The 23528-nt window shown below is 41.2% G+C and carries 25 protein-coding genes and 3 riboswitches; of the genes, 12 read left to right on the top strand and 13 right to left on the bottom strand.

The features are described 5' to 3' along the window. Positions 1 to 23 precede the first annotated feature (23 nt). The 3 genes from LQ216_RS10030 to LQ216_RS10040 form a co-directional block, all read right to left on the bottom strand. Positions 24 to 1259 carry a DUF438 domain-containing protein gene (locus tag LQ216_RS10030; protein ID WP_230129170.1) on the bottom strand — a complete coding sequence of 412 codons (1236 nt, stop codon included), beginning with the start codon at positions 1257 to 1259 and terminating at the stop codon, positions 24 to 26. 12 nt (positions 1260 to 1271) lie between these two features. Next, positions 1272 to 1499, bottom strand: coding sequence for a DUF1858 domain-containing protein (locus LQ216_RS10035; RefSeq protein WP_230129171.1), 228 nt, complete (start codon positions 1497 to 1499; stop codon positions 1272 to 1274). A gap of 103 nt (positions 1500 to 1602) precedes the next feature. Continuing rightward, positions 1603 to 2292, bottom strand: coding sequence for a Crp/Fnr family transcriptional regulator (locus tag LQ216_RS10040; protein ID WP_230129172.1), 690 nt, complete (start codon positions 2290 to 2292; stop codon positions 1603 to 1605). A 219-nt stretch (positions 2293 to 2511) separates the two neighbouring features. Between LQ216_RS10040 and LQ216_RS10045 the strand changes: the two genes are divergently transcribed. From LQ216_RS10045 to LQ216_RS10080, 8 genes are all read left to right on the top strand, one after another. Next, positions 2512 to 4884, top strand: coding sequence for a nitric-oxide reductase large subunit (locus LQ216_RS10045; RefSeq protein ID WP_230129173.1), 2373 nt, complete (start codon positions 2512 to 2514; stop codon positions 4882 to 4884). Between the two features lie 26 nt (positions 4885 to 4910). Continuing rightward, complete coding sequence (locus LQ216_RS10050) at positions 4911 to 5144, top strand: DUF2249 domain-containing protein (RefSeq protein WP_230129174.1); 234 nt, start codon at positions 4911 to 4913, stop codon at positions 5142 to 5144. Further along, positions 5117 to 5371: a hypothetical protein gene (locus tag LQ216_RS10055; RefSeq protein ID WP_230129175.1), complete on the top strand. Its 255-nt coding sequence runs from the start codon at positions 5117 to 5119 to the stop codon at positions 5369 to 5371. The genes LQ216_RS10050 and LQ216_RS10055 overlap by 28 nt, the downstream gene beginning before the upstream one ends. Positions 5372 to 5575: 204 nt before the next feature. Continuing rightward, positions 5576 to 6697, top strand: coding sequence for a TIGR04053 family radical SAM/SPASM domain-containing protein (locus LQ216_RS10060; RefSeq protein ID WP_230129176.1), 1122 nt, complete (start codon positions 5576 to 5578; stop codon positions 6695 to 6697). Between the two features lie 191 nt (positions 6698 to 6888). After that, positions 6889 to 7110: a heavy-metal-associated domain-containing protein gene (locus LQ216_RS10065; protein ID WP_230129177.1), complete on the top strand. Its 222-nt coding sequence runs from the start codon at positions 6889 to 6891 to the stop codon at positions 7108 to 7110. A gap of 78 nt (positions 7111 to 7188) precedes the next feature. Then, entirely contained in the window at positions 7189 to 9075 is a 1887-nt protein-coding gene (locus LQ216_RS10070; protein WP_230129178.1) for a cation-translocating P-type ATPase, read from the top strand. A gap of 11 nt (positions 9076 to 9086) precedes the next feature. Continuing rightward, positions 9087 to 9815, top strand: a complete 729-nt coding sequence (locus tag LQ216_RS10075; protein ID WP_230129179.1) for a Crp/Fnr family transcriptional regulator — start codon at positions 9087 to 9089, stop codon at positions 9813 to 9815. Between the two features lie 331 nt (positions 9816 to 10146). Further along, a complete protein-coding gene (locus LQ216_RS10080) occupies positions 10147 to 10947 on the top strand; it encodes a glucose 1-dehydrogenase (RefSeq protein ID WP_230129180.1) in 801 nt (266 codons plus the stop codon). 130 nt (positions 10948 to 11077) lie between these two features. On the opposite strand, the gene LQ216_RS10085 is transcribed toward LQ216_RS10080, so the two are convergent. Next, entirely contained in the window at positions 11078 to 12565 is a 1488-nt protein-coding gene (locus LQ216_RS10085) for an aldehyde dehydrogenase family protein (RefSeq protein WP_230129181.1), read from the bottom strand. Positions 12566 to 12809: 244 nt separating this feature from the next. On the opposite strand from LQ216_RS10085, the gene LQ216_RS10090 reads away from it, so the two are divergent. Next, complete coding sequence (locus LQ216_RS10090; protein ID WP_230129182.1) at positions 12810 to 14021, top strand: MFS transporter; 1212 nt, start codon at positions 12810 to 12812, stop codon at positions 14019 to 14021. A gap of 587 nt (positions 14022 to 14608) precedes the next feature. Here LQ216_RS10090 and thiE read toward each other — a convergent pair. From thiE to tenA, 5 genes are read right to left on the bottom strand one after another with little or no spacing between them, the layout of a single operon-like run. Beyond that, positions 14609 to 15232, bottom strand: coding sequence for a thiamine phosphate synthase (thiE, locus tag LQ216_RS10095; protein WP_230129183.1), 624 nt, complete (start codon positions 15230 to 15232; stop codon positions 14609 to 14611). Then, the gene (gene thiM / locus LQ216_RS10100; protein WP_230129184.1) at positions 15210 to 16028 is read right to left on the bottom strand and encodes a hydroxyethylthiazole kinase; all 819 of its coding nucleotides are present in this window, start codon (positions 16026 to 16028) and stop codon (positions 15210 to 15212) included. The genes thiE and thiM overlap by 23 nt, the downstream gene beginning before the upstream one ends. 15 nt (positions 16029 to 16043) lie before the next feature. Continuing rightward, positions 16044 to 16841 (bottom strand): bifunctional hydroxymethylpyrimidine kinase/phosphomethylpyrimidine kinase, encoded by a 798-nt coding sequence (gene thiD / locus LQ216_RS10105; protein ID WP_230129185.1) that lies wholly within the window; start codon positions 16839 to 16841, stop codon positions 16044 to 16046. After that, complete coding sequence (thiW, locus tag LQ216_RS10110) at positions 16810 to 17331, bottom strand: energy coupling factor transporter S component ThiW (protein WP_230129186.1); 522 nt, start codon at positions 17329 to 17331, stop codon at positions 16810 to 16812. Before thiW ends, thiD begins: the two co-directional genes overlap by 32 nt. A gap of 23 nt (positions 17332 to 17354) precedes the next feature. Further along, entirely contained in the window at positions 17355 to 18044 is a 690-nt protein-coding gene (tenA, locus tag LQ216_RS10115) for a thiaminase II (protein WP_230129187.1), read from the bottom strand. 85 nt (positions 18045 to 18129) lie between these two features. Continuing rightward, a riboswitch (TPP riboswitch) is annotated at positions 18130 to 18228 on the bottom strand. A gap of 56 nt (positions 18229 to 18284) precedes the next feature. Beyond that, positions 18285 to 18391, bottom strand: a riboswitch (TPP riboswitch). A gap of 139 nt (positions 18392 to 18530) precedes the next feature. Further along, a riboswitch (SAM riboswitch) is annotated at positions 18531 to 18635 on the top strand. Between the two features lie 134 nt (positions 18636 to 18769). On the opposite strand from tenA, the gene LQ216_RS10120 reads away from it, so the two are divergent. Continuing rightward, positions 18770 to 18934, top strand: a complete 165-nt coding sequence (locus tag LQ216_RS10120; RefSeq protein ID WP_230129188.1) for a Fur-regulated basic protein FbpA — start codon at positions 18770 to 18772, stop codon at positions 18932 to 18934. A 99-nt stretch (positions 18935 to 19033) separates the two neighbouring features. On the opposite strand, the gene LQ216_RS10125 is transcribed toward LQ216_RS10120, so the two are convergent. From LQ216_RS10125 to LQ216_RS10130, 3 genes are all read right to left on the bottom strand, one after another. Continuing rightward, positions 19034 to 19825: a PAS domain S-box protein gene (locus tag LQ216_RS10125; protein ID WP_230129189.1), complete on the bottom strand. Its 792-nt coding sequence runs from the start codon at positions 19823 to 19825 to the stop codon at positions 19034 to 19036. Between the two features lie 158 nt (positions 19826 to 19983). Next, positions 19984 to 20115: a hypothetical protein gene (locus LQ216_RS20360; protein ID WP_290369259.1), complete on the bottom strand. Its 132-nt coding sequence runs from the start codon at positions 20113 to 20115 to the stop codon at positions 19984 to 19986. 13 nt (positions 20116 to 20128) lie between these two features. Beyond that, complete coding sequence (locus LQ216_RS10130; protein WP_230129190.1) at positions 20129 to 21346, bottom strand: helix-turn-helix transcriptional regulator; 1218 nt, start codon at positions 21344 to 21346, stop codon at positions 20129 to 20131. Positions 21347 to 21564: 218 nt separating this feature from the next. Here LQ216_RS10130 and LQ216_RS10135 point away from each other — a divergent pair, with 218 nt between their 5' ends. Next, positions 21565 to 21735 (top strand): aspartyl-phosphate phosphatase Spo0E family protein, encoded by a 171-nt coding sequence (locus LQ216_RS10135; protein WP_290369260.1) that lies wholly within the window; start codon positions 21565 to 21567, stop codon positions 21733 to 21735. A 319-nt stretch (positions 21736 to 22054) separates the two neighbouring features. Here the strand turns inward: LQ216_RS10135 and LQ216_RS10140 are convergent, their stop codons facing one another. Next, entirely contained in the window at positions 22055 to 22555 is a 501-nt protein-coding gene (locus tag LQ216_RS10140) for a GNAT family N-acetyltransferase (protein WP_230129191.1), read from the bottom strand. A gap of 146 nt (positions 22556 to 22701) precedes the next feature. Here LQ216_RS10140 and LQ216_RS10145 point away from each other — a divergent pair, with 146 nt between their 5' ends. Beyond that, positions 22702 to 23406, top strand: coding sequence for a GDSL-type esterase/lipase family protein (locus tag LQ216_RS10145; protein ID WP_230129192.1), 705 nt, complete (start codon positions 22702 to 22704; stop codon positions 23404 to 23406). Positions 23407 to 23528: the final 122 nt, after the last annotated feature.

The raw sequence follows: 23528 nt of genomic DNA on the forward strand, positions 1-23528 counted from the left end.
CAACTTAATAGAATTATTACCCTTTAGATTTTTGATAAAATACGCTTTTCACCGGATATATCTTGAATCGGCGCAATATTTTGCGTGAATTCAAGAGTGCCTTGGTATTTTCCGTCTTTATTGCGGACTGCAAAATAACGAATATAAACAAACTTATCGCGGAACTTAATCCAGAAATCTTCACAATCCTTTTTGTCTGATTTGAAATCTTCCAAAATCTCTTCAACGGCATGAACACTTTTAGGGGGATGGCAATTTTGCACGGTTCTCCCGATTACCGCCTTTGTCCGGGCAAAGATCCGTTCCTTTCCGTAAGAGAAGTAGCGGACAACATCATCTTTATCTATGAATGTAATATCTACAGGCAAATGGTTTAGCATCAATTCTAACTGGTTTAACGATAAAACTCCTGTTTCCATCTTGATAAATCCTTCGGAGATCGAACCCGCTTCAATAGCTTTCCTTTCAGGTATCCATACGCCTGCCGGACCGGTCAAGCAGAAGCCGATTTGGTCGCTTTCATGGGCAATCTTGATCCATTCATCTTCTGTTAGTGTTTGCATTGCCATCGGGAATAAAATATTCTCTTCCTTGAATATCATTTCACTTACTTCGCGTATTACAAAGGTAACGGCTTCGATGACCGCTTGTTTATCTCCGTTATTGTTTGCCAGTTGATTTTTCGCCTTTTTGATTGCCGCGCGAATGCTATCATCCACCCCCCACATCACTTGGGTTGGCCCGAAGATGCCGTATTTTTCTAAATAGGGAAAAAGCAGATTTTCTTTACGGCTGTAATGTTTATCAATATCTAGCAATAGATTTAAGTCCTCAATAAGTTTGTAGCTGTTTTCTTCCGTATCTTCTTTTTCAAACCGCTCAAGATGCAGTTGAATTTTGAAGTTTACAAGCATGTCAATTTCCTTGTTTTCCAGCTTAAACGTATGGATGGGGTGTCCAGATTGATCCTCTTGCTTGTCAGATTGGTGAATTTCCTCAATGGAGCCTTTAAAAATGGCCGTATGAACGGAGCAAAGACGCTGTACTTCTTCTACAGGAATACCTTCTTCCTCCATAAGTGCCTGCTCCATTTGGGAAATTTCCGCAACAGTTACCGTACCAACTGCATCTTCAAACCGTGTTTTGACATCCTCGACGTTTTTACCGTTATGCAGGTCGATAATGACTTGTTTTAAGATTTCCTGCCGTTTCGTTTGACTCATTTGCTGCTGTTCGCGATTGTTAATGATTTCACTCATAAGAATCCTCCTTTACTCTTTAATGGTAAATCCGTGCTTTTGAAAAGCGGCTTTGACCGTATCCAACGGTATCCTTTTCATTCTGCAGCCATTTGATATTGTCATCACACGTCCTGCGGAATGGAGCATCGCCGGGTTTGTAATGTTTTCAAAACCAAGCTCTTTCATAATAGGGATGATTTCCGGATAGTGCTTACATAAATCGAGGACCGTTAGATTAAAATCAATGATTTTCGCCATGATTCTCACCTCTAAATGAATTGATAATGTTTCTCAATGAAAAATTAACATAAAGAAAAAGATGAGAAAGTGTTTTAAATCACATTCTCATCTTTTTATGAATTTAAAAAATCTCTTCTTCTAATTTATCTGGATTAATGATAAAACAACCGGATTCATCTAAATCAATCAGCGCTTTTTTTCTTAGTTGATTAATGGTTCGATTGACCGATTCTCTAGATGTTCCAATCATATTAGCGAGCTCGCGGTTCGTAAAATGAGTAGTTATTTTGTATCCATCATCAATCTGTTTTCCATTTGATTTACACAAGCGGAGCAACAGCATAATAATTTGTTCATATGTATTATGCAGAATTTGCTCTTCCAATCTATTTTGAAGGTCGACGATTTTTTCTCCGAGTACATTAAATAATTTAATGCATAATTCAGGATAATGAATCAGGATTTTTTCAAAATCGGCGATTGGCGTCACGATTAATTGAGCCGTTTCAAGAATTTCAGCATGTGCCGGGAAGGAGCCTCTCCGAAAAAAACCTGCATGAGGAAACATTTCGCCAGCTTGAAGTATGGAAACAATTTGTTCTTTCCCGGTTACATCCGTTTTATAAATCTTTACCTTACCGGAATGAATAAAAAACACCCGATCCAGCTTGTCACCCTGCATAAATACATATGACCTTTGCCTATAGATATGCATGTTCGATATTTCAACGATAGGCTGGATTTCTTCTTCTGAAAGTCCTTTAAATAATGAAACTTCCTGCAAATGCTTTTTGATCACTTCTAAACTCATATTTATCTGCTCCTTCAAACTTTTATCCAGGTAATTAAATTATATCAAGCCAACGATCAAAAGAGTGATATAAATCACCCTTTCGATCGTAAATATGAATTTTTTTTAAAGCTGGAAAGTGTGATTAATTTCATAATGACTTATTGCTGCAACTCACAATTTCCTTCATTTTTTCCTTTTACAATCAACTTATACAAACAGAAAGGAAGTGGATAAAAGATGGAACCACTACGAAAAAGGAATCCTGTTGTTTCTGGCAAAGTAACGCCAAGCAACAAAAACAGTATCTTAAAATCTACCTTAGTATTTACGATACTCATAAGTTTTACGGTTCTATTATTAGGCGGATATTGGATCTTTAAGGGGATGGCACCAAGGCCATTGGAAATAACAAATGAGAAAGGAGACGTGTTAGTCACCCAGGAATCAGTGAAGGGTGGTCAGGCTGTGTTTCAAAAGTACGGGTTGATGGATTATGGTACGGTCCTTGGCCATGGTTCATACATGGGCCCCGATTACACGGCTGAAGCATTGAAAGTGTACACACAAGGAATGCAGGATTATAAAGCGCAAGATGCTTACGACAAAGCCTTTGCTGACTTATCTGATGATGAGAAATCAGTCATTGAAAAACAAGTCATAAAGGAAATGAGAAAAAATCGTTATAACAAAGATACAGAGAATCTTAAGCTTACCGATGCACAAGTAAACGGACTCGAAAAAGTCCGAGAATACTATCGGGACGTGTTTACAAAAGGAGACGGTTGGGGTTTAAAACCTAATGTCATTAAAGAAGGCGACATGCCTGAGACCAATCGCTCATGGGTAGCGGAAGGCGATCAAATTACCCAAATTTCGGATTTCTTCTTTTGGACTGCCTGGCTATCGAGCACAGTCAGGGATGGTGACACGATCACTTATACAAATAACTGGCCTTATTTCGAAGACGCCGGTAACACGATGTCATTCTCTGCGGTTTGGTGGAGCGGTGCCAGTGTAACCGTATTGATCTTATTTGTCGGTATAATCTTGTTTATTTTTTATCGATATCAGCTTGGAATGCAGGAGGCATATAAGGAAGGAAATTTTCCTCGAATTGATTTACGTAAACTTCCATTAACGTCTTCACAGGTGAAGTCAGGGAAGTATTTTGCAGTAGTGTCGATCTTGTTCTTTGTTCAAGCGATGTTTGGAGCTTTGTTGACACACTATTATGTAGAGCCTGACAGTTTCTTTGGGATAAAGTGGATTTATGATATCCTGCCATTTAGCATTACGAAAGGGTATCATATCCAGTTGGCTATTTTTTGGATTGCAACTGCATGGCTTGGAATGGGAATCTATGTCGCCCCGTTAGTTGGAGGACGTGAACCGAAGCGTCAAGGGCTGTTAGTGGATATTTTGTTCTGGGCGCTGGTGGTGCTTGTCGGGGGAAGCATGCTGGGTCAATGGCTCGGTGTCAACGGATATCTAGGAAACAACTGGTTCTTGTTCGGGCATCAGGGTTGGGAGTACTTGGAGATGGGCCGGATTTGGCAAGTCATCTTCGTTATTGGCATGTTAATTTGGTTATTTATCGTCTTTAGAGGCATTAAGAGTGCACTGAGGCGCGAGAGTGACAAAGGTGGATTAATCCACTTGTTGTTCTATTCTGCGATTGCTGTCCCGGCGTTTTACTTCTTTGCCTTCTTTATGAATCCCGGTGGAAACTTCACAATGTCCGATTATTGGCGCTGGTGGATCATCCATTTATGGGTAGAAGGGATTTTTGAAGTATTCGCCGTTGTTATTATAGGTTTCTTGTTAGTTCAAATGAAATTAGTCACAAAAAAATCTACGGTGAGACAGCTTTACTTCCAGCTAACGATTTTGCTGGGCAGCGGTGTAATTGGCATAGGGCATCATTATTATTACAATGGCTCTGCTGAAGCATGGATCGGATTGGGGGCTGTTTTTTCAGCATTAGAAGTTATCCCGTTAACATTGCTCGTCCTGGAAGCGTATGAACAGTATAAGATGATGAGAGACGGAGGAATTGATTTCCCTTATAAATCAACATTCTGGTTTCTTATATCGACTGCCATTTGGAATTTAGTTGGAGCGGGAGTTTTAGGTTTCTTAATCAATCTTCCGGCGGTTAGTTATTTTGAACACGGTCAATTCCTTACACCCGCACATGGCCATGGAGCGATGATGGGTGTGTACGGAATGTTTGCGATAGCCGTTCTGCTTTATTCACTCCGGAACATCGTGCATCCTGATAAATGGAACGATAAAATCCTAAAAATTGCTTGCTGGGCCTTGAACATAGGCTTAGCAGGGATGATACTGATTACCCTGCTCCCAGTCGGTTTCTTGCAATTAAAGGAAGCATTTGATAAAGGCTATTGGGCATCACGTTCACCAGAATTCTTAAAACAGGATTTAATTCAAAACTTGTTAACAGTTCGCGCGGTTCCAGACACCATTTTCTTAGTTGGTGTCATCATTATCATGATATTCAGTGTAAAAGCGCTGTTTAATCTCCGCAAGCCGACTCATAAAGAAAATGAACCATTGCCGGTAAAAGACTTGGCGGCTGAGGAAGATTAATAAACGCAAAAAAAGGAGGAAATAAAATGTTACAATTTACAGCAAAAATCAATGCGCCAGATTATGCTCCAAGAGACAAACATCCTGTTATCTTTCAAACATTTGATAGATTAAGATCGGAGGAAGTGCTGGAACTTATAAATGATCATGACCCAAGACCACTTCATTATCAATTTATGATCGAAAGACCGGATCAATTCACTTGGGAATACCTTCAAGAAGGACCGGAGATTTGGAGAGTTGCAATCGGAAAGAAATAATTTTACTTAAAAAAGTTCCTGATGCTTTAGCGTCAGGAGCTTTTTTAAGTGGGGCGAAAAATCTGCTGTACGACTCCATCAAAGATTCACGCAATATTAAACTTTCCGCTACGAAAACAGGGACAGACAACAAAAATGAAATTCCGGCAAGCAAAGTCCATGTACTGGCAACAAAACGAAAATTCCCGCTACAAACGTCCTCAGCAGAGAGATTTCTAGAATATTGAATTTTCGCCAAAACGACGTTGCCACGCTAGTCGTTCTTCCTTAATAAGGGCGTCGACGCAACACATAATGATTGATTCGCAGTTCTATTACTTATGCCTTTTTTACAGATTTGTGGCATGAATTTAATTAGTGATTTATCTCACAATATTGCTTCGTAAATACTCTTACAATGGGGATAGATAGTACTATTGGAGGGGTTAATCGTGTTTAATCGTGACTATAATGAAAATCCGTTTATCGTGATATGGGAGTTAACAAGGGCATGCCAATTGAAATGTCTTCATTGCCGCGCTGAGGCCCAATATCATCGGCATCCGCTGGAATTAACCTTTGAAGAAGGAAAAAAATTGATCGATGATATCTATGAAATGGATAACCCAATGCTTGTGTTTACTGGTGGAGATCCATTGATGCGTCCGGATGTCTTTGATATAGCTGAGTATGCAGTTAAAAAGGGTGTCCGGGTATCCATGACTCCAAGTGCCACACCGAATGTTACGAAAGAAGCGATCCAAAAAGCAAAAGAGGTCGGCCTTGCCAGATGGGCCTTCAGTTTGGACGGCCCCACAGCTGAAATACATGACCATTTCAGGGGTACGAATGGCTCGTTTGATTTAACGATGAATGCAATCCGGTATTTGCATGAATTAGAAATTCCAATTCAAATCAATACCGTGATTTCGAGATATAATGTGGATGTTTTAGAAGATATGGAAAAATTGGTCGAAGAATTGGACTGTGTTTTGTGGAGTGTATTTTTCCTCGTACCAACAGGGCGCGGCAAGGAAACCGATATGATTTCACCCGTCGAACATGAACAGGTATTCCAGTGGCTCTATCAGTTAAGCAAAAGAGTTCCCTTTGATATAAAAACGACAGCAGCCCAGCATTACAGGCGGGTAGTCATTCAGCAAAAAATGAGAGAAAACAAAGATCAAGAGCGGGCTATTCATTATGAAGATGCCCTTATGAAAGGAATGACTGGACAGATTGACGGGCTTGGCCGTGCTCCAAAAGGGGTGAATGACGGGAATGGCTTTGTGTTTATTTCCCATATTGGCGATGTATATCCAAGCGGTTTACTACCTGTAAAAGCCGGGAATGTTCGAACAACCCCGCTGGCGGACATTTATCGTGATTCACCAATTTTTCGGGATTTGCGTAATCCTGATAAATATAAGGGGAAATGCGGTGTTTGTGAGTTCCGTAATGTTTGCGGCGGATCCCGTTCCAGAGCCTATGCCATGACCGGAGATTATATGGAAAGCGAGCCTTTTTGTGTATATATACCAAAAGCGATGCGAAAACAGAAAGAAAATGCATAAAGATTCTTATCGTGAAAATCAGAAAGAAGTCCAGGCACTTACGCTTGGACTTCTTTATTGGTTTCACATGGTTGAATGGGAATTAGCGTGAAGTTATTTAAAATAAATTCTAAAAATTGACGCACGTCAAGGTTGATAGATGCCTTTCACTTTATGATTGAGATGTAGAAAAAAGAAAGGAGAAATGAAAAATGAAAACAGTAAAATTTCAAATGGAAGAACTGACTTGCCCGAGCTGCATTAAAAAAATTGAAGGTGCTCTTTCAAAGCAAAAAGGGGTGAAGGAAGCAAAAGTACTTTTTAGTTCTAGTAAAGTAAAAGTGGTATTTGACGAAGCGGTCGTAACAACAGAACACCTCAAAGATATTGTACAAAAACTGGGTTATCCGGTCCTGGAAACCAAGGTTGCCTAAAGCAAGGGGGAGCTCGTTTCCCCCGTTTTATCTATCACAAGTGGTATTTCCAAAATTATGTGAAAGGGATGAAAGGACATGAGTAGAAAACAAAGAGGTTTCATTGTGTTAATTTCAGGTATCTTGCTTGCTTTGGCCTTCTTATTTAACCAATTAACGATGAATGATATGAAAGAAGCTTCTTTAATTCTTGCGACTGTAATTGCTGGCTATCCAATTATGAAAAAAGCTTGGCAGTCTGTTCGAATGAAAGCATTTAGTATAGAGCTGCTTGTAACCATTGCTGTAATTGGCGCCTTGTTCATCGGTGAATACGTAGAATCTGCGGCCGTTACATTCTTATTCTTATTTGGTGCCTATTTAGAAGCGCATACATTGGAAAAAACACGATCATCTTTAAAATCCCTAATGGATATGGCTCCGCTTGAGGCAAAGGTCATAAGGAACGGCAAAGCGGTTACCATTCCTGCTGAAGAGGTCCAAAAAGGGGAACACGTTCTTATTCAATCCGGTGAGAAAATAGCCATAGACGGGAAAGTGGTTTCCGGTCAGGCATTCATTAACGAAGCAGCTATTACAGGGGAATCTGTTCCTGCCAGAAAGAAAACAAATGATCATGTATTTAGTGGAACCATTGTAGATAATGGATATGTTGAAGTGGTTACTGAAAAAGTCGGTGAAGACACCACGTTTGCCAAGATTATTGAACTTGTGGAAGAAGCACAGGAATCAAAAGCCAAAACTCAAAAATTCCTCGAAAAATTCGCTTCCTTCTATACACCGGCTATTCTGATCCTTTCTATCATTGTATTTATTTTTACGAGAGACATTGAATTGACATTAACCTTTTTGGTTATCGCTTGCCCTGGCGCCTTAGTGATTTCTGCCCCCGTATCCATTGTAGCGGGAATTGGAAATGGAGCTAAAAGGGGTGTGCTCGTAAAAGGCGGAGAAATGATGGAGAAGCTCTCCAAAATAGACGTGGTAGTCTTTGATAAAACCGGTACATTGACAAAAGGACAGCCTGAAGTGACAGCTATTCGAGCATACGGAATAGAGGAAGACCATCTATTAACCATGGTAGCAGAAGCAGAAGTGATTTCGGAACATCATTTAGGTCAAATCATCGTTAAAGAAGCTGAAAACAGAGGATTAGACCTTGTCAATAAGCCGAATGATGTGGAAGTAGTCAAAGGAAACGGGATTAAAGCCACCATAAACGGGAAGAACCTGTTCATTGGAAACAGAAAATGGATGAAAAAGAATCATACCAACATTACAAATGAAGTAGAAGCATATTCCATCGAACAAGAGAAGAAAGGGAATACAGCTGTTTTTGCAGCTGTCGACTCCCATATAATCGGCGTAATTTCGATTGCCGACCAAATTCGTCCAGAAGCACGTGAAACGATTCAACAGTTAAAACAAAGCGGCGTAAAACAAGTGTTCATGCTCACCGGAGATAACCGGCATACTGCTGAAAAAGTAGCACAGCAGCTTGGGATTGATCAGGTGTTTGCTGAGTTACTTCCGGAAGATAAGGTTGCTAAGATAAAGGAACTGAAAGAGCAGGGTTACAAAGTAGCTATGATTGGAGACGGCATTAATGATGCACCTGCGATTGCGACTGCCGACATTGGGCTTGCCATGGGCGGGGCCGGTACGGACGTAGCCATGGAAACGGCGGATGTCGTATTAATGGCAGATAAGCTCGATAAGCTGACCCATGCCTTCAAATTATCAAAGGCTACTGTCAGGAATATGAAGCAGAACATGTTCTTCGCTGTATCTATTGTCATCGTATTATTAGCTGGTGTCCTAACAAAAAATATTTTCCTTGCTTCCGGCATGTTCATTCATGAATTAAGCGTACTGATCGTGATCCTAAACGCTATGAGGCTGGTGCGTTATAATAAAGAAAAGAAAGAAAAAATAACCGCGCAATCAGAATTAGTGGCAGAATAGGAGCAATTACAATGACTCAATGCGAGCACCACCTTCAGGAAGAAAAGAATGTAAAAAAGCTTTGTATTTCCTTGGTCCCCATTTTTAATCATCTGCAAAATGATGAAATGCTTCAGATTGCGGAAAAAAGTCGCCATACATCGTATCAAAAGGGGGAAACCGTGTTTGAAGACGGTGACTCATCCGATCATTTATATATTGTGCACCAGGGACAGGTGAAAATCTATCGTTTATCAGAGTCGGGTAAAGAACAATTAATCCGGATCCTGGAGCCGGGAGATTTTATGGGGGAGCTTTCATTGTTTACGGATGAGACATTGACAAGTTATGCAGAGGCAATGAAAAAAACGGAAATTTGCGTGATTCACAAATCGGATCTCAGGGGGATCATCCTGGCAAAGCCGGTTATTGCCTTAAAGATTTTGGAAACCTTCAGCAAACGGTTGAACGAAGCTGAAAAAACGATCGAAAGGTTTAGTTCGCAGGATGCTGAAAAACGAATCGCTTCTTATTTAATAGACCTTTCCAATTCACTGACTGTGACCCCATCTTTTGATGAACCATTTGAAGTAAACCTGCCTATGAGCAAAAAAGATTTAGCCTCTTATATAGGGATGACTCAAGAAACATTAAGCCGTCGTCTTTCTTCTTTTCAGGAACTTGGCTGGATCGGGCAAACCGGACAAAGGAATCTTAAGATACTCGATTATGAAGCCATCCTCGAAGCTGCAAGAGAATAATTTAACCAACCCTCCGATTAAAACTTGATCGTATATCAGTTTTGATTGGAGGGTGTTTACCTTTCATTCCGAGTTCATCGTTTCCACATCTTTAATCTGGATCAATAGGCAGGATAGGGTTACATATCTATGTGCGGTTTAGAGAGTAGATTTTGACTTGACCGTCTATTTATTAGCTTATACGTTTTCTAAAAATCCCTACACTTTAGATTTTTTCAAATAGAATATACTACGGAAGCAGGGCCAACCGGAACGTTTGACATATAAGATTTTTAAAGTTTAATCTGGACTATGAAATGACCTATCAAAAAAGAGAGAGGAATGATAGTAAATGGATCTTGAGCTGAAAAATAAGACAGCACTTGTAACAGGCGGCAGTAAGGGAATTGGAAAAGGTATTGCCCTGGCATTTGCGAAAGAAGGAGCCAACGTTGTCATCTGTGGACGGGGTGCAGAAGCATTGGAGGAAACTAAAAAGGAGATAGAAAAAAACGGTGGAAATGTTCTTGCCGTTCAGGCTGATTTATCCAAGCAGGAAGATGTGGATCATCTTGTTTCATCAGCTATTGATCGTTATCAAACCATTGATATTCTTGTTAATAATGCGGGAATAGCCAGCGGGTTTGATGATTTTGAATCCTTGGAAATAGAGGACTGGCAGCATCTCTTTGATATAAATCTTTTTGGCACAGTGCGTGTCACCAAAGCGGTAATCCCTTTTATGAAAAAAGCAGAATATGGTCGGATCATTAATATTTCTTCTGAATCCGGAGTCCAACCGGACCCATTTATGCCACATTATAACGCTTCGAAAGCAGCCCTGATCAATTTCACGAAAAGCTTATCAAAAGCATATGCAAAACAGGGGATATTAGTGAATACTGTATCGCCGGCATTTATCATGACACCGATGTTGGAGAATCTTTTGAAAGGCAACGCCGAAAAGCAAAATATCAGCTACGACGAAGCCATTCAGCAATTTCTTAAAGAGAATCGCCCTCATGTAGAAGTTAAACGTCCAGGTACGGTTGAAGAAGTCGCAGCAGCTGTTTTATTCTTAGCCTCAAGCAACGCGGGTTTTATTAACGGAGTGAATTTACGCGTTGACGGCGGGTCAGTAGCAAGCCAATAAAACAAGGTATTGTAACAGCCCCTTCATGAGATTTTAACTTTCAATTCTCCTTCGCTAAAGGAATACTGTCTATGATTGCCAATAAAAAAGCCGTATCCCCGAGAAAGGGAAACGGCTTTTCGATTTGATTTTACTTATCAAGATTTACCCATACGCTTTTCACTTCGGTATAGTTGTTCAGAGCGTAGGAGCCCATTTCACGTCCCATACCTGAAGATTTATAACCGCCGAATGGAGAGGCTGCGTCAAAGGCATTATAGCAGTTTACCCAAACCGTGCCGGCACGAAGCTTGCTTGCAACATAATGGGCATTGGATAAATCGCGCGTCCATAGGCCAGCAGCAAGGCCGTATTCATTCTCGTTTGCACGTTTAATGACCTCGTCAAGATCCTCAAAAGGCATGGCCGCGATAACCGGACCGAAAATTTCTTCACGGGCGATCGCCATTTCATCCTTGACCGCGGCAAAGATGGTAGGCGATACAAAATACCCATCATCCTGTGGCTTTCCACCGCCGACCAGCATTTCAGCACCCTCGTCCAAGCCTTTTTCAATATAGCCGAGAACTCTGTTTTGCTGTTCTTGGGATACCAAGGGACCGATTTGTGTTTCAGGATTGAGTCCGGCACCTTGTTTGATATCTTTTGCATGAGATACCATATCGGCCACTACATTATCATAATGTTTCTTTTGAATGAATACGCGTGAACCCGCACAACAGACCTGGCCCTGATTAAACATTACGCCGTTCAAAGCACCTGGAATAGCCTTCGAGAAATCGGCATCAGGCAGGATGATGTTTGGTGATTTTCCGCCTAGCTCAAGGGTAACTCGCTTTAATGAGTTGGCTGCAGTCTTCATGATATGCTTACCGACGGCAGTGGAACCAGTGAAGGCAATTTTATCAACTAAAGGATTGTTAATCAGCGCTTCTCCGGCCGTTTCGCCGAATCCTGGAACGATGTTGATGACACCTGCAGGAAATCCGGCTTCTTCTATTAATTCTGCCAAATAAAGAGCAGACATCGGTGTTTGCTCCGCAGGCTTCAATACAACGGTACAACCGGTAGCAAGCGCTGCACCGAGCTTCCACATCGCCATCAGCAACGGGAAATTCCAAGGAATGATCTGTCCAACAACCCCGACAGCTTCGTGTCTTGTATAATTAAAATAATTACCGTTAACCGGAATCGTTTGTCCCACAATTTTTGTAGACCAGCCGGCATAATATCTCATATGTTCAATCGCCAAAGGGATATCGGCATTCGTTGTTTCGCCAATCGGTTTCCCGTTGTCTAACGTTTCTAACTGTGCCAACTCTTCTTTATGCTTCTCCATTAAGTCGGCGAGTTTATACATAAGCCGGCTTCTCTCGGCAGCGCTCATTTTTGACCACGGACCCTCATCAAAAGCCCGCCGTGCTGCTTTTGCGGCTAATTCGATATCAGCTTGATCGGCTTCGTACACTTCGGCCAACGTTTCACCTGTAGCTGGATTAGGAGTAGAAAAGGTTTTTCCTGAGGCACTTTCGATAAACTCCCCATTAATATAGAGCTTTTTTGGCCCTTGTAAAAACTGCTGCAATTTTTTGTTGATTTCCAATGTAAGATTTGTCATGAATACCCTCCTTGAATTTTGGTAATGGTATTGTGCAAACCAAGATGCAAAACTACCTTTTTGGAAACGCTTTCAACCACCTAAACTATCATATCGCGAATAGTTCAAATTTTCAATAAATAAAAGCCGACAGAATTTGTAAAGAAACGACAAGTTTGAATGTTTTTATAGTAGAAAGCAGAAATAATAGGTAAAATAGGAAAGAATTGATTACCTTTATTGAGGTTTGATTTAGGAGGATGTTATGGGAAAGAAAAATAAATCAGTTTCAGAACGTAAATTGCTTGGCATTGCAGGCATGGGCTGGATGTTCGATGCCATGGATGTCGGCATGCTTTCGTTTATTGTCGTTGCCCTGGCACAGGAATGGAATCTCTCACCCCATGAGATAGGATGGATAGGGAGTGTTAACTCAATTGGAATGGCCGTTGGAGCGTTTGTGTTTGGAATACTCGCCGACCGCATTGGCAGGAAATCAGTTTTCATGATTACACTCTTGTTATTTTCCATTGGCAGCGGTGTTTCTGCACTTGTAAGCTCACTTGTTCTATTTTTGATTCTGCGGTTTATAATAGGGATGGGGCTCGGTGGCGAACTACCAGTCGCTTCAACACTCGTATCGGAAAGTGTCCCGGCTGAAAAACGGGGCAGAGTGGTTGTTCTATTAGAAAGCTTTTGGGCAGGAGGCTGGTTAATTGCTGCTTTAATCTCTTATTTTGTTATTCCGGAGTTTGGTTGGAGGATCGCTTTAGTACTAAGCGCGCTGCCCGCTTTCTATGCCCTTTATCTGAGACTTAACTTGCCCGATTCGCCAAAATATCTTTCACAGCAAAAACAAAAGAAACCGACGATATGGCAAAATATCAAAAGTGTGTGGGCGAAGAAGTACCGGCGGCAAACGATCACGCTGTGGATCCTCTGGTTTTGCGTTGTTTTTTCTTATTACGGCATGTTTTTGTGGCTCCCAAGCGTGATGACAATGAAGGGGTTTAGCATGATTAAGAGTTTTCAATATGTACTGATCATGACCCTTGCTCAGCTGCCGGGCTATTTTACAGCCGCATGGTTTATTGAAAAAATGGGCAGAAAGTTTGTCCTGGTTACATATTTGATTGGTACAGCGGTGAGTGCCTATTTCTTTGGAAATGCTGAAGAATTGTCTTGGTTAATTATTTCCGGTATGTTCCTTTCTTTCTTTAATCTTGGCGCATGGGGTGCGTTATATGCGTACACCCCGGAACAATATCCGACTTCCATACGAGGCTCGGGAGCTGGCATGGCCGCTGCTATAGGTCGTGTAGGTGGAGTGCTTGGGCCGCTGTTGGTTGGCTATATGGTGACGCAAAAGTCATCGATTACAAACATCTTTACAATTTTTACGATTTCCGTTTTAATTGGAGCGCTTGTCGTGTGGTTCTTCGGTAAAGAGACGAAGAATACTGAGCTTGCGGATTAATTGAGACAGGCAGTCCCGGTAGTGACTGCCTGTTTTACTTATATAGAGCAGAAATCCGGATTATTGAGCAGAAATCCAGATTATCGAGCACAATTCCGTATCATCGAGCAGAAATCCAGATCATCGAGCACAAATCCAGATCATAGAGCATAAATCCGGATTATCGAGCAGAAATTCAGATTATTGAGCAGAAAACCGAATTATCGAGCACAAATCCAGATCATCGAGCAGAAATCCAGATCATCGAGCAGAAATTCCGATCATCGAGCAGAAATCCGAATTATCGAGCACAAATCCAGATCATCGAGCAGAAATCCGAATTATCGAGCAGAAATCTAGATCATCGAGCAGAAATCCAGATTATCGAGCAGAAATCCGAATTATCGAGCACAAATCCAGATCATAGAGCAGAAATCCAAACTATCGAGCAGAAATCCGGATCATCGAGCAGAAATCCGGATCATCGAGCAGAAATTCAGATCATTGAGCAGAAATCCAGATTATCGAGCACATATCCGGATCATCGAGCATAAACATTCAAGAAGTTTTCAATCCATGACAGAGTTAATCCTCAGGAGGATAACCTTTTACTTCCATAATCTCAATTGTTCAGCAGCCTTTCTTGGATCTTTAGCTCTCATAATCTCTGATACAACGGCAATTCCGGCAATGCCGCTGTTTGAAATGGTGGAAATATTCTTAAGCGTGATTCCTCCTATTGCCACAGCCGGAATATCGACCGCCCCGCAGATTTTCTCTAACATGCCTTTTTGAAGAAGATTTGCATCTTTTTTTGTCGAGGTAGGAAAGACAGCTCCGACTCCGATGCAATCAGCCCCATTATATGCAGCATCTAAAGCCTGCTCTACACTCTGAACAGAAACGCCAATAGCCATTTCTTCAGGAACGATTTTTTTCACCGCCGTAAGTGGCAGGTCTTTCTGACCGACATGAACTCCTGCAGCTCCAACTGCTAGAGCAATATCCACTCGGTCATTAATGATAAGCGGAACGGAATGGTGGTCAAGCATTCCTTTTAACCGAGCTGCTTTTTCATAGAATACATTGCCATCAGATGCCTTTTCCCTGAGTTGGACAACCGTTACCCCGCCAAGAACCGCTTTTTCCACAATGTTCATTAAGCTCTCAATGGGGACGGATTCTTCCGTAACGAGATAGAGACTCCAATCAATGGGCTGGGAGCGGCTCACTTAGCTTCACCTCTTTTTCCCATGTTTCTCCCGTCATGAGAGAAATGCAATCAATCAGCTTGATCCGAAACGTACCGGTGCCCTCATTGTCATTCAATCTAGTTGCTGTCATCTCGCCTGAAATGCTCATGGTGGAAATCCCGGCAACCGCAGCAGAAAAAAAATCCTCCGTTACGCCGGCAATCGAACCAATGATTGCTGTGCTCATGCAGCCGCTGCCGGTGATTTTCGTAAGTAAAGAGTCGCCGTTATCTACTAAAACCGTCCTTTCCCCATCACTCACAGCATCCTGTTCTCCACTGACAACACAGACACATTGAAGTTTTTTTGCCGCGGATCCTGCCAGACCGGAATTAGCCATTGCAACGTTACCTGAATCGACTCCGCGCGTATGGACATTTCCGCCTATTAAACTATAAATTTCACTTGCGTTGCCTCTGACAATGCTCAGTTTTACTTCTTTGATAAATTGATTTGCCAGCTTTGTCCTGTATTGTGTTGCGCCAACGCCGACCGGATCAAAAATAACCGGGGTTTTATTTTTATTTGCTGCCTTTCCGGCCAAGAGCATCGCTTCAAAGGTTTCATTATCGATTGTTCCAAAATTGATGACTAATGCATTAGCCAGCCTCACCATATCCTCGGCTTCCTCGGGGCTTGATGCCATGACTGGTGAGCCTCCGATAGCAAGGGTGACATTGGCACAATCGTTCATGGTTACATGATTGGTTATTTGGTGAACAAGCGGGTTTTGTCTGCGAACTTTTGCGAATAATGGAGTGATAATTTCTTTCATCGTTTTCTCCTTTCTTCAGTGGTTGACTTTTTCAAGGTCTTTGTAGAAATGGTTTAACGGGCCATGGCCTTTTCCGATTGAAAAACTGTTTTGTATCGCCCCTGTAACATATACTTTTGCGGTTTTGATTGCATCAGGCAAAGTCAGTCCTTTTGCGAGATTGGCGGCGATTGCCGCAGAAAGGGTACAGCCGGTTCCGTGTGTATTGGACGTCTGGATTCGTTCACCTTTAAGCCAGGTAAAAGTTTCTCCGTCATAAAAAAGATCATCTGAGTTTCCCGTAAAATGTCCGCCTTTGATTAAAACAGCCTGCACACCTAATTGATGGATTGCTTCCGAAGCGCTGTAGATATCCTGTTTGGTTTCGATTTTGCGGCCTGTTAGTTCTTCCGCTTCCGGAAGATTTGGCGTGACCAGGGATGCGAGCGGGAGCAGTTTATTCTTAAGCTCTGACACAGCATCCGCTTCTAGGAGATGGTGACCGCTTTTGGAAATCATGACAGGATCAAGGATAATGTGCTTAGGCTTATAAATTGTGAGCACCTCCGCCACCGCCTTTGTGATTTCCGCTGATCCCAGCATGCCAATCTTGATTGTGTCAGCGCCGATGTCGTCCAAAACGGCTTCCATTTGATCACGAATGATTTTTATATCGATGTGCTGTACGGAGCGGACTTCCATAGTATTCTGGGCTGTAACGGAAGTAATGACTGACATTCCGAATACACCGTGGGCAGAGAATGTTTTCAGATCCGCTTGAATTCCGGCACCGCCTCCTGAATCAGAGCCTGCGATTGTTAATGCTGTTTTCATAGATTTTCCCCTCCAAATAACTATTCTTCAAAAATATCTTTAATAAAATAAAGGCAATGGCTGCGCCGGTAACGGAACTGAGCATAAAAGCAGGCAGGAATCCAAATAGTGCCACCTTTTCGCCTAAGAAAAGAATAGCAAGCGGGTAACAGGCAAGTGCCCCGAGAAGGCCTGTGCCCACAACTTCCCCCAACGCGGCAAACGTGATGTTTCTTGTTTTTTTATAAAGATAAGCAGCAAGAAGGGCACCGATCATGCTGCCGGGAAAAGCAAAAATTGAGCCGGTTCCCGTCATATTCCGCAACAGGGAAACGGTAAAGGCCTGGGCCAGAGCATAAGCCGGTCCGAGCATAACGGCTGTCAGCACATTGGCTAAATGCTGAATTGGAAAGATCTTGGCGGGTCCAACAGGAATAAACACAAACGAACTCGTCAATGCGGTTAATGCTGTTATCATCGCGGTGATTGAAAGCTTTCTAATATTGTTCAAAGAGCTCATCTCCTTTTAAGTGATTAAACGGGCCAGTTTTCCAGTCGGTACATGTTCTCCCAAAATAAATATTCGAAGCGGGAAGTGGTTAGAAAATGTTTTTCGAGCCTGGCCAGTTCAGCCTCAGGAAGGCCATCTGTGAGACGATCCATCAGCTCGATCAGCCATTGGGAGGTGGATGCAAATTCATCAGAAGCATACGTATCGATCCACCTCTTATAACGGTTTGAATCAAGCCCGTCTCCGTTTTTCTTTTTAAGAAGGACGCCAATTTCGCGGTAATCCCAGGCGCATGGAAGCAAGCAGGCAACGAGATCGGCGAGTGTTCCGCTGTAAGCCGCATTTAGCATATAGCCTGTGTAAGCGATGTTGATCGGTGTTGGTTGCGTTCGCTCCAGTTCCTCGCTCGAGATTCCGAACTCTGCGGCATATTGGCGATGTAGGTCCATCTCAAAATGCATCGTTTCATGAAGAATGTGTGAGAATTTCGCCATCGTGTCCAAAGTGTCAGCCTTTGCAGCCCCAATAGCAAAAAGTCGCGAATAATCAACTAAATACACATAATCCTGCTTCATATAAAAGGCAAAAATATCTTCGGGAAGCGAACCATCTCCGATTCCTTGTACAAACGGGTGAAGATGGTTTTTATCCCAAATCGGCTGCGCTGATTCGAATAACCTTTCTGAAAAATGCTTCGTTTTTGATGATTGCATCTTAATTGCCTCCTATTAGAAAATGGTTTTATAAAAAAAGCCGCCTCCATTTTTGGAAGCGGCCTTGAGTCAGAAGGGGATATGCCCTCGTCTCAGCCTGCTTCCCTACGCTGGTATAAACCAGATCAGGTGCAAAGGGTTTAATCATCGATTTCTCAGCCAAACGGCTCCCCCAGCAGCTAAACTATTAAATTAATATAAAAAAACCCCGCTTTCTGAACAAAGGAAAGCGGGGTGTTATCCATCGATTGGCCACTTTCCTACGCCGGCATCACCCGGTTCAGGTTCAAAGGGTCTAGAACAATTGCTCAATCTCAGCCCCATTCGAGGCTCCCCCAGTGTTACAAAAATATGTAATTAATGCCATCTTAACATATTAAACTAAGAAAGCAATAATATTTAATTATTATGGAGATAATATAACGGAGCTATATTTTCATCCGTAAATGAGTGGTACAAACTTTCCACAACTTCATATATCAACTTTCTTTATCCAGAGAGGCGGAGGACTTGGCCCTATGAAACCTCGGCAACAAACCCGCATGCGAGCACTGTGCCACTTCCATCAAGCAGGCGCTTGAAAGATAAGAAGAGCCGGACGGTCATGTTTAGCCTCTTCTTATCCAGAAGGGGCTTTTTTACTTTAATGTTTCAACGCCTATTTGAAAAGGTATATGACCTTGGTGGAAAAATGAAACGTATTCTTACAGAACGGAGTGTTACAAATGGCAGAATTACTACCTAGAATCGAGCAACGAAAAACAGAACTGATTGAGCAATTAATTTCCCAAGGGATCTATAAAACAACAGGTGAAAGGCATCTGTATGATGCCTCATTAAAGGTATTGGAAGCGGAATATGAGCGGGTTTTGAACCGGTGCGTGAAATAGACTCTGAAGATTCCATGGTACATGGAAGGATGGCCGAATAAAATAAAAAATTCTATCCAGATAAAACGATCTTTTACAGCATATTAGGCTAAAATGAATTTATTTTTTAACCCCTAAATAATGCAAAGCCTGTTGTACAGTAGCCATTGTTTTCATGGAAAATAAATTGAGTCCTAGCTCAGTCGCTGCCTGGGCTAATTCGGGTCTTATTCCGGTTATTATCGAACGGACACCAAGCATTTGCATAACAGCATTGATTTTAAGCAGGTAATCGGTTACCACTTCATCGAAGTTATATATGCCTGAAAAGTCTATAATCAAACATTCAACAGCTTGCTGTTGGATTTTTAAGGGGATGTCTTCCATGAGCTGGTTTGCTCTGTCCGTATCAATCGAGCCAATCAGAGGAAGAACGGAAATTCCGTCCAATACAGGTACGATAGAGGCTGATACTTCATTAATCTCCCTTAATAGTCTTTTGTGATTTCTCTCTGCTTCTTTACGTTTTGTAATATCTCTAAAAACAGATTGGATAGCCTTTTTATCACCATATATAACAGGATGACAATATAGTTCGACATCAACAAGTGAGCCATCTAATCTTGATATGACATGTTCGATAAGTTCGCCAGGTACATTTTCACCCATGGCCTTTTGAATTCGCTCTTTAATTGCGGGTCTATCATTCTCTTGAAAAACATCGAGCACTTGGGCACCAATGATATCTTCCTTAGTGGCTCTTAAAAAATTTGCTCCAGACTGATTAATATATAAGATTTGGTGATGTGCGTGTATAACGATTGTTTCTACCGAATATTCAATGATTTGACGATACATATTTTCTTTTTCCATAAGTTCCTGAAACTCTTTATTAGATTCATTCTTTTCCAAAAAGTTCACTCCCTTATGAAAAGCTTAAACTAATTCAGCGCATTCGACAAGAATTTCAACAAGTACCTTTGTACCTTATCGCACTCATAAGTAACATGAATCATAAAAAAAGCGGCCTATTATAGGCCGCACAATCCTTCATATGGATTTTTTATTGGTTATAGTGGCGGGTCTATTGGATGTTGATAAATTGTTGTTTTCTTTGCTGCAAAGTCTGTTGTCGTTCCGACTGTCCCAATGAAAGCGAAACTGCAGGCAGTCAGTGCAAGTGCAAGAATCAGCTTTTTCATTTTCTTTCCTCCTTTACGAAAAGTAATCTATTGCAGCTTCAAACTGTCCTGAATCCTGTAAATATTTTGCGAGGATCCTGGAGAAGGCTTGAAGGTCATGCCTGTGTCCACCTGTTGATTTAAGGAAAGGGAGCACTTTTTCTTCGAGATAGCGGTACGCTTCTGGTTCCTCATTATTCAACAGAAGTAGATAAAAGGAAGCCAATAAGCGGTATCTAGGGTTAATGGTCTCTTTAGATATCGCCAGGGTTTCGTTAAATGCCTCAACTGATTGCTCAATACGTCCCAACGAGTAATAGGTTTCTGCCAGTGAATAAAGGGTGACAAGGTAATGGGGATTTTTATGATCTTGTAAATCCAAGGATTTTCTGAAAAATTCGACGGCTTCCTCCATAAGGTCCATTTTTCGCTTTAAAAATCCAATATTATGATAGACCTGGGGTATGAGAGATGAATCTCCAAGGAGTTCTGTATTTCGTTCCAGATGCTTAAAGCAATCCAGTGCCTCCGGATAGATTTCAGAATGGGTATAATTAATGCCAAGGACCATTAAGGTATGAAGCATTCTCTTGAAGTTGTATTGACTTGAATAAAGCTGAAGAGCCTTTTTTCCATAGAGAACAGCATGGCCGGGTTGCTCGATATTCCCCTTTACCATTGCCAGATGATAATAGACTTCAGAGCTGACATACATATCGTGATTTTGATTATGAACTAATTGAATGAGAAGCTCATCGGCTTCAGGGTACCTCCTTTTTAAAATTAAATATATGGCAAAGTAGGAATTAAATATGTATGTTTCATGTTGGGAAAAGTTCATTTTTTGTTTACTCAGCCATTTTCTTTGCTCTTCTGCAAGTTCTAATAGGTTGAGTAGGAGATAATATCTGAATTTATAGAGTTCAAAAAGGTAGATAAATGAGGTAAATGTAATAAGCTCGCTGGATTTATTCAGTTTTTCAAATGTCAGCTTCGCTTTATCCTTCTGATAGAAGTTTATATGTTCGATGAATTCATCTAACAGAATTTTAATTTCATTTTTTTTCATCTCAATATCAACGATATTTATGCCAAGTTTTCTGAGAATCAATGAAATCGTTTCTTCATTTGCTTCTTTCCCGTTATTTTCTATCTTGCTTAAATGAGGGACTGAACAAATACCCTGGGCCAATTCACTTTGGGTCAAGTGGGCTTTTGTTCGGTAATATTTAATCAGAGAACCAATTTTCATATTCCCCCGCCTCCTCTTTTTTTCTATTATAGAACCTTTTTCAGATTTTCCCAACTTCCAAAAGTAGGATTTTTTTGAATAGGTGGATAATTTATAGTATAGTAAATAATCCGAGTGGCAATTTAAAGAGAGTGATTTTGAACTCAGACACCGGAATTTTTTACATCAATGCGGTAATTTTCATATTAAATTTCAAATAAAAGAGAGGGTACCTAAGAATGTTATATACTGAGTCCAAGCATAATCATTCAATAGAGGAAAAACGACAGGAAATGATGAAACTTGCTAATGTTTTAGGTTATACAAGCCCGGATACAATTAAAGCCAGCCAAGAGTTGGACAGACTTATGAACACCAAACAATCCCTCATCCTTTCAATAAAAAAATAATGCTATATAAGTTGAACTAAAGATTACGCATTAATAAATTTTTGGCTCATTTAAGCTCCAACAGGATAGGCCGGGGAGAAAGCGAGCTTTCTCTCGGCCTATCCTGTTGGAGCAACCTTTCAGCTTTGCTGAAAGGCATGTGAAACTCTGGTTTCACATGAATGAGCCAAAATTAAATCATTAATTCAACTTATATAGATGATCGAAAAGCTGTCCCGATTTGCAATGGGACAGCTTTTTTTATTGTTGATATTTAGCAACTAACCTAGGAGCTATTCCTTTTAAGATCATTATCCCACTAACTGAGTTCTCGGATCCGCTATATTCGTTTTCCAAGTATAATCAAGTCTCTTTCTATGCCATCAAGCTCTGCTACTTTTGGAAGATGGGCATATTCTTCAAATCCGAATCCGGAAAATAGTTTGAGGCTCGGTAAGTTGTGCCCAAAAATAAATCCGAGGACCGTTTTTATCCCCAGTCTCGGGCTCAGCTTGATAGCTTGATCCAGTGCCCATCGGCCGACGCCCATCCCCCTGAATTGCTCATCTATATAAATACTAATTTCTGCTGTCGCTTGGTAGGCAGGCCTTCCGTAAAAGGATTGAAAACTGATCCAGCCGCATATCTCGCTCCCGGATAATATGACATAAAGAGGGCGGGTTTTTCCGTTATGTTCATGGAACCATGCTACCCGTTCTTCTACTGTGACCGGTTCGGTATCGGCCGTGACCATCTTAGACGAAATCGTTGAATTATAAATAGCGATAATCTTTGGCAATTCCTCAATGGTTGCCTCTTTTAACGTGAATTTTCCCTTCATATTTAGACGCCTCACAGTTCTTCTTTAATCGGTAAGAATATCATACATCTATCCCTGATTTTTTGATAGTGTTGGTTACAGATCAGTCTGTACCGGGTATTAGTATGGAGAAAGACCATCGCAGACACCTGCAGAAGGAGTTATACGTGAAAAAACTATCGATTGTATTAATTGCATTTATTATCACTTCAACGGTTTGGTTCTCTGTTTATTCCAAAAGCAAGAGTGATGATCCTATCATCATGGCATTTGGCGATTCGCTGACATACGGATATGGCGATAAAAATGGAGAAGGATATGTAGACGGTTTAGAGAGTGAGTTAAATGATCCCGGAAGCGATGATACATTCAGAATCTGGAATTACGGGATTGTGGGGCAGGAAACGGATGGCGTTTTAAAACAGTTGGACGATGTCCGGATCAAAAGTAAATTGGATGATGCCGATTACTTTATCGTGTTTATCGGAACTAATGACTTAATTAATAGCAATGGCGGAGATTTAACACAAATAAACGAGAAAAAAATCAAGAAAGCAAAACCAGAATATAAAAAACACCTGGAGGAAATTCTCCATATTCTTGAGAAAGAGAACAAAGACGCTCCCATTTTGGTTCTCGGATTGTATAATCCATATCAAAACCAGGAGCAAATCGAAAAACATATCGATGAATGGGATCGGTTGATTATTGACACGGTGAAAGAAGATGGGCGGGTGACGTTTATCCCGACCAATGATTTGTTTAAAAATAAAGAGAAGACAGCATACTTTAGCGATCAGCTTCATCCAAACGAACGAGGGTATAAGTTAATTACCGAACGGATTTTGGATAGGTATCAATTCAATAGATGATAAAAATGCCCGTTCTGAAGAACTGGGCATTTTTAGATAGGAGCAAGGAATAGTGAGTTATCTTGTGACTTGAATAGGAATGATTTATTTATTTTAAGTAATGCTATATAATAAAGTAAGGA

Source organism: Bacillus sp. CECT 9360 (assembly GCF_918741275.1).
GTDB lineage: Bacteria > Bacillota > Bacilli > Bacillales > DSM-1321 > Peribacillus.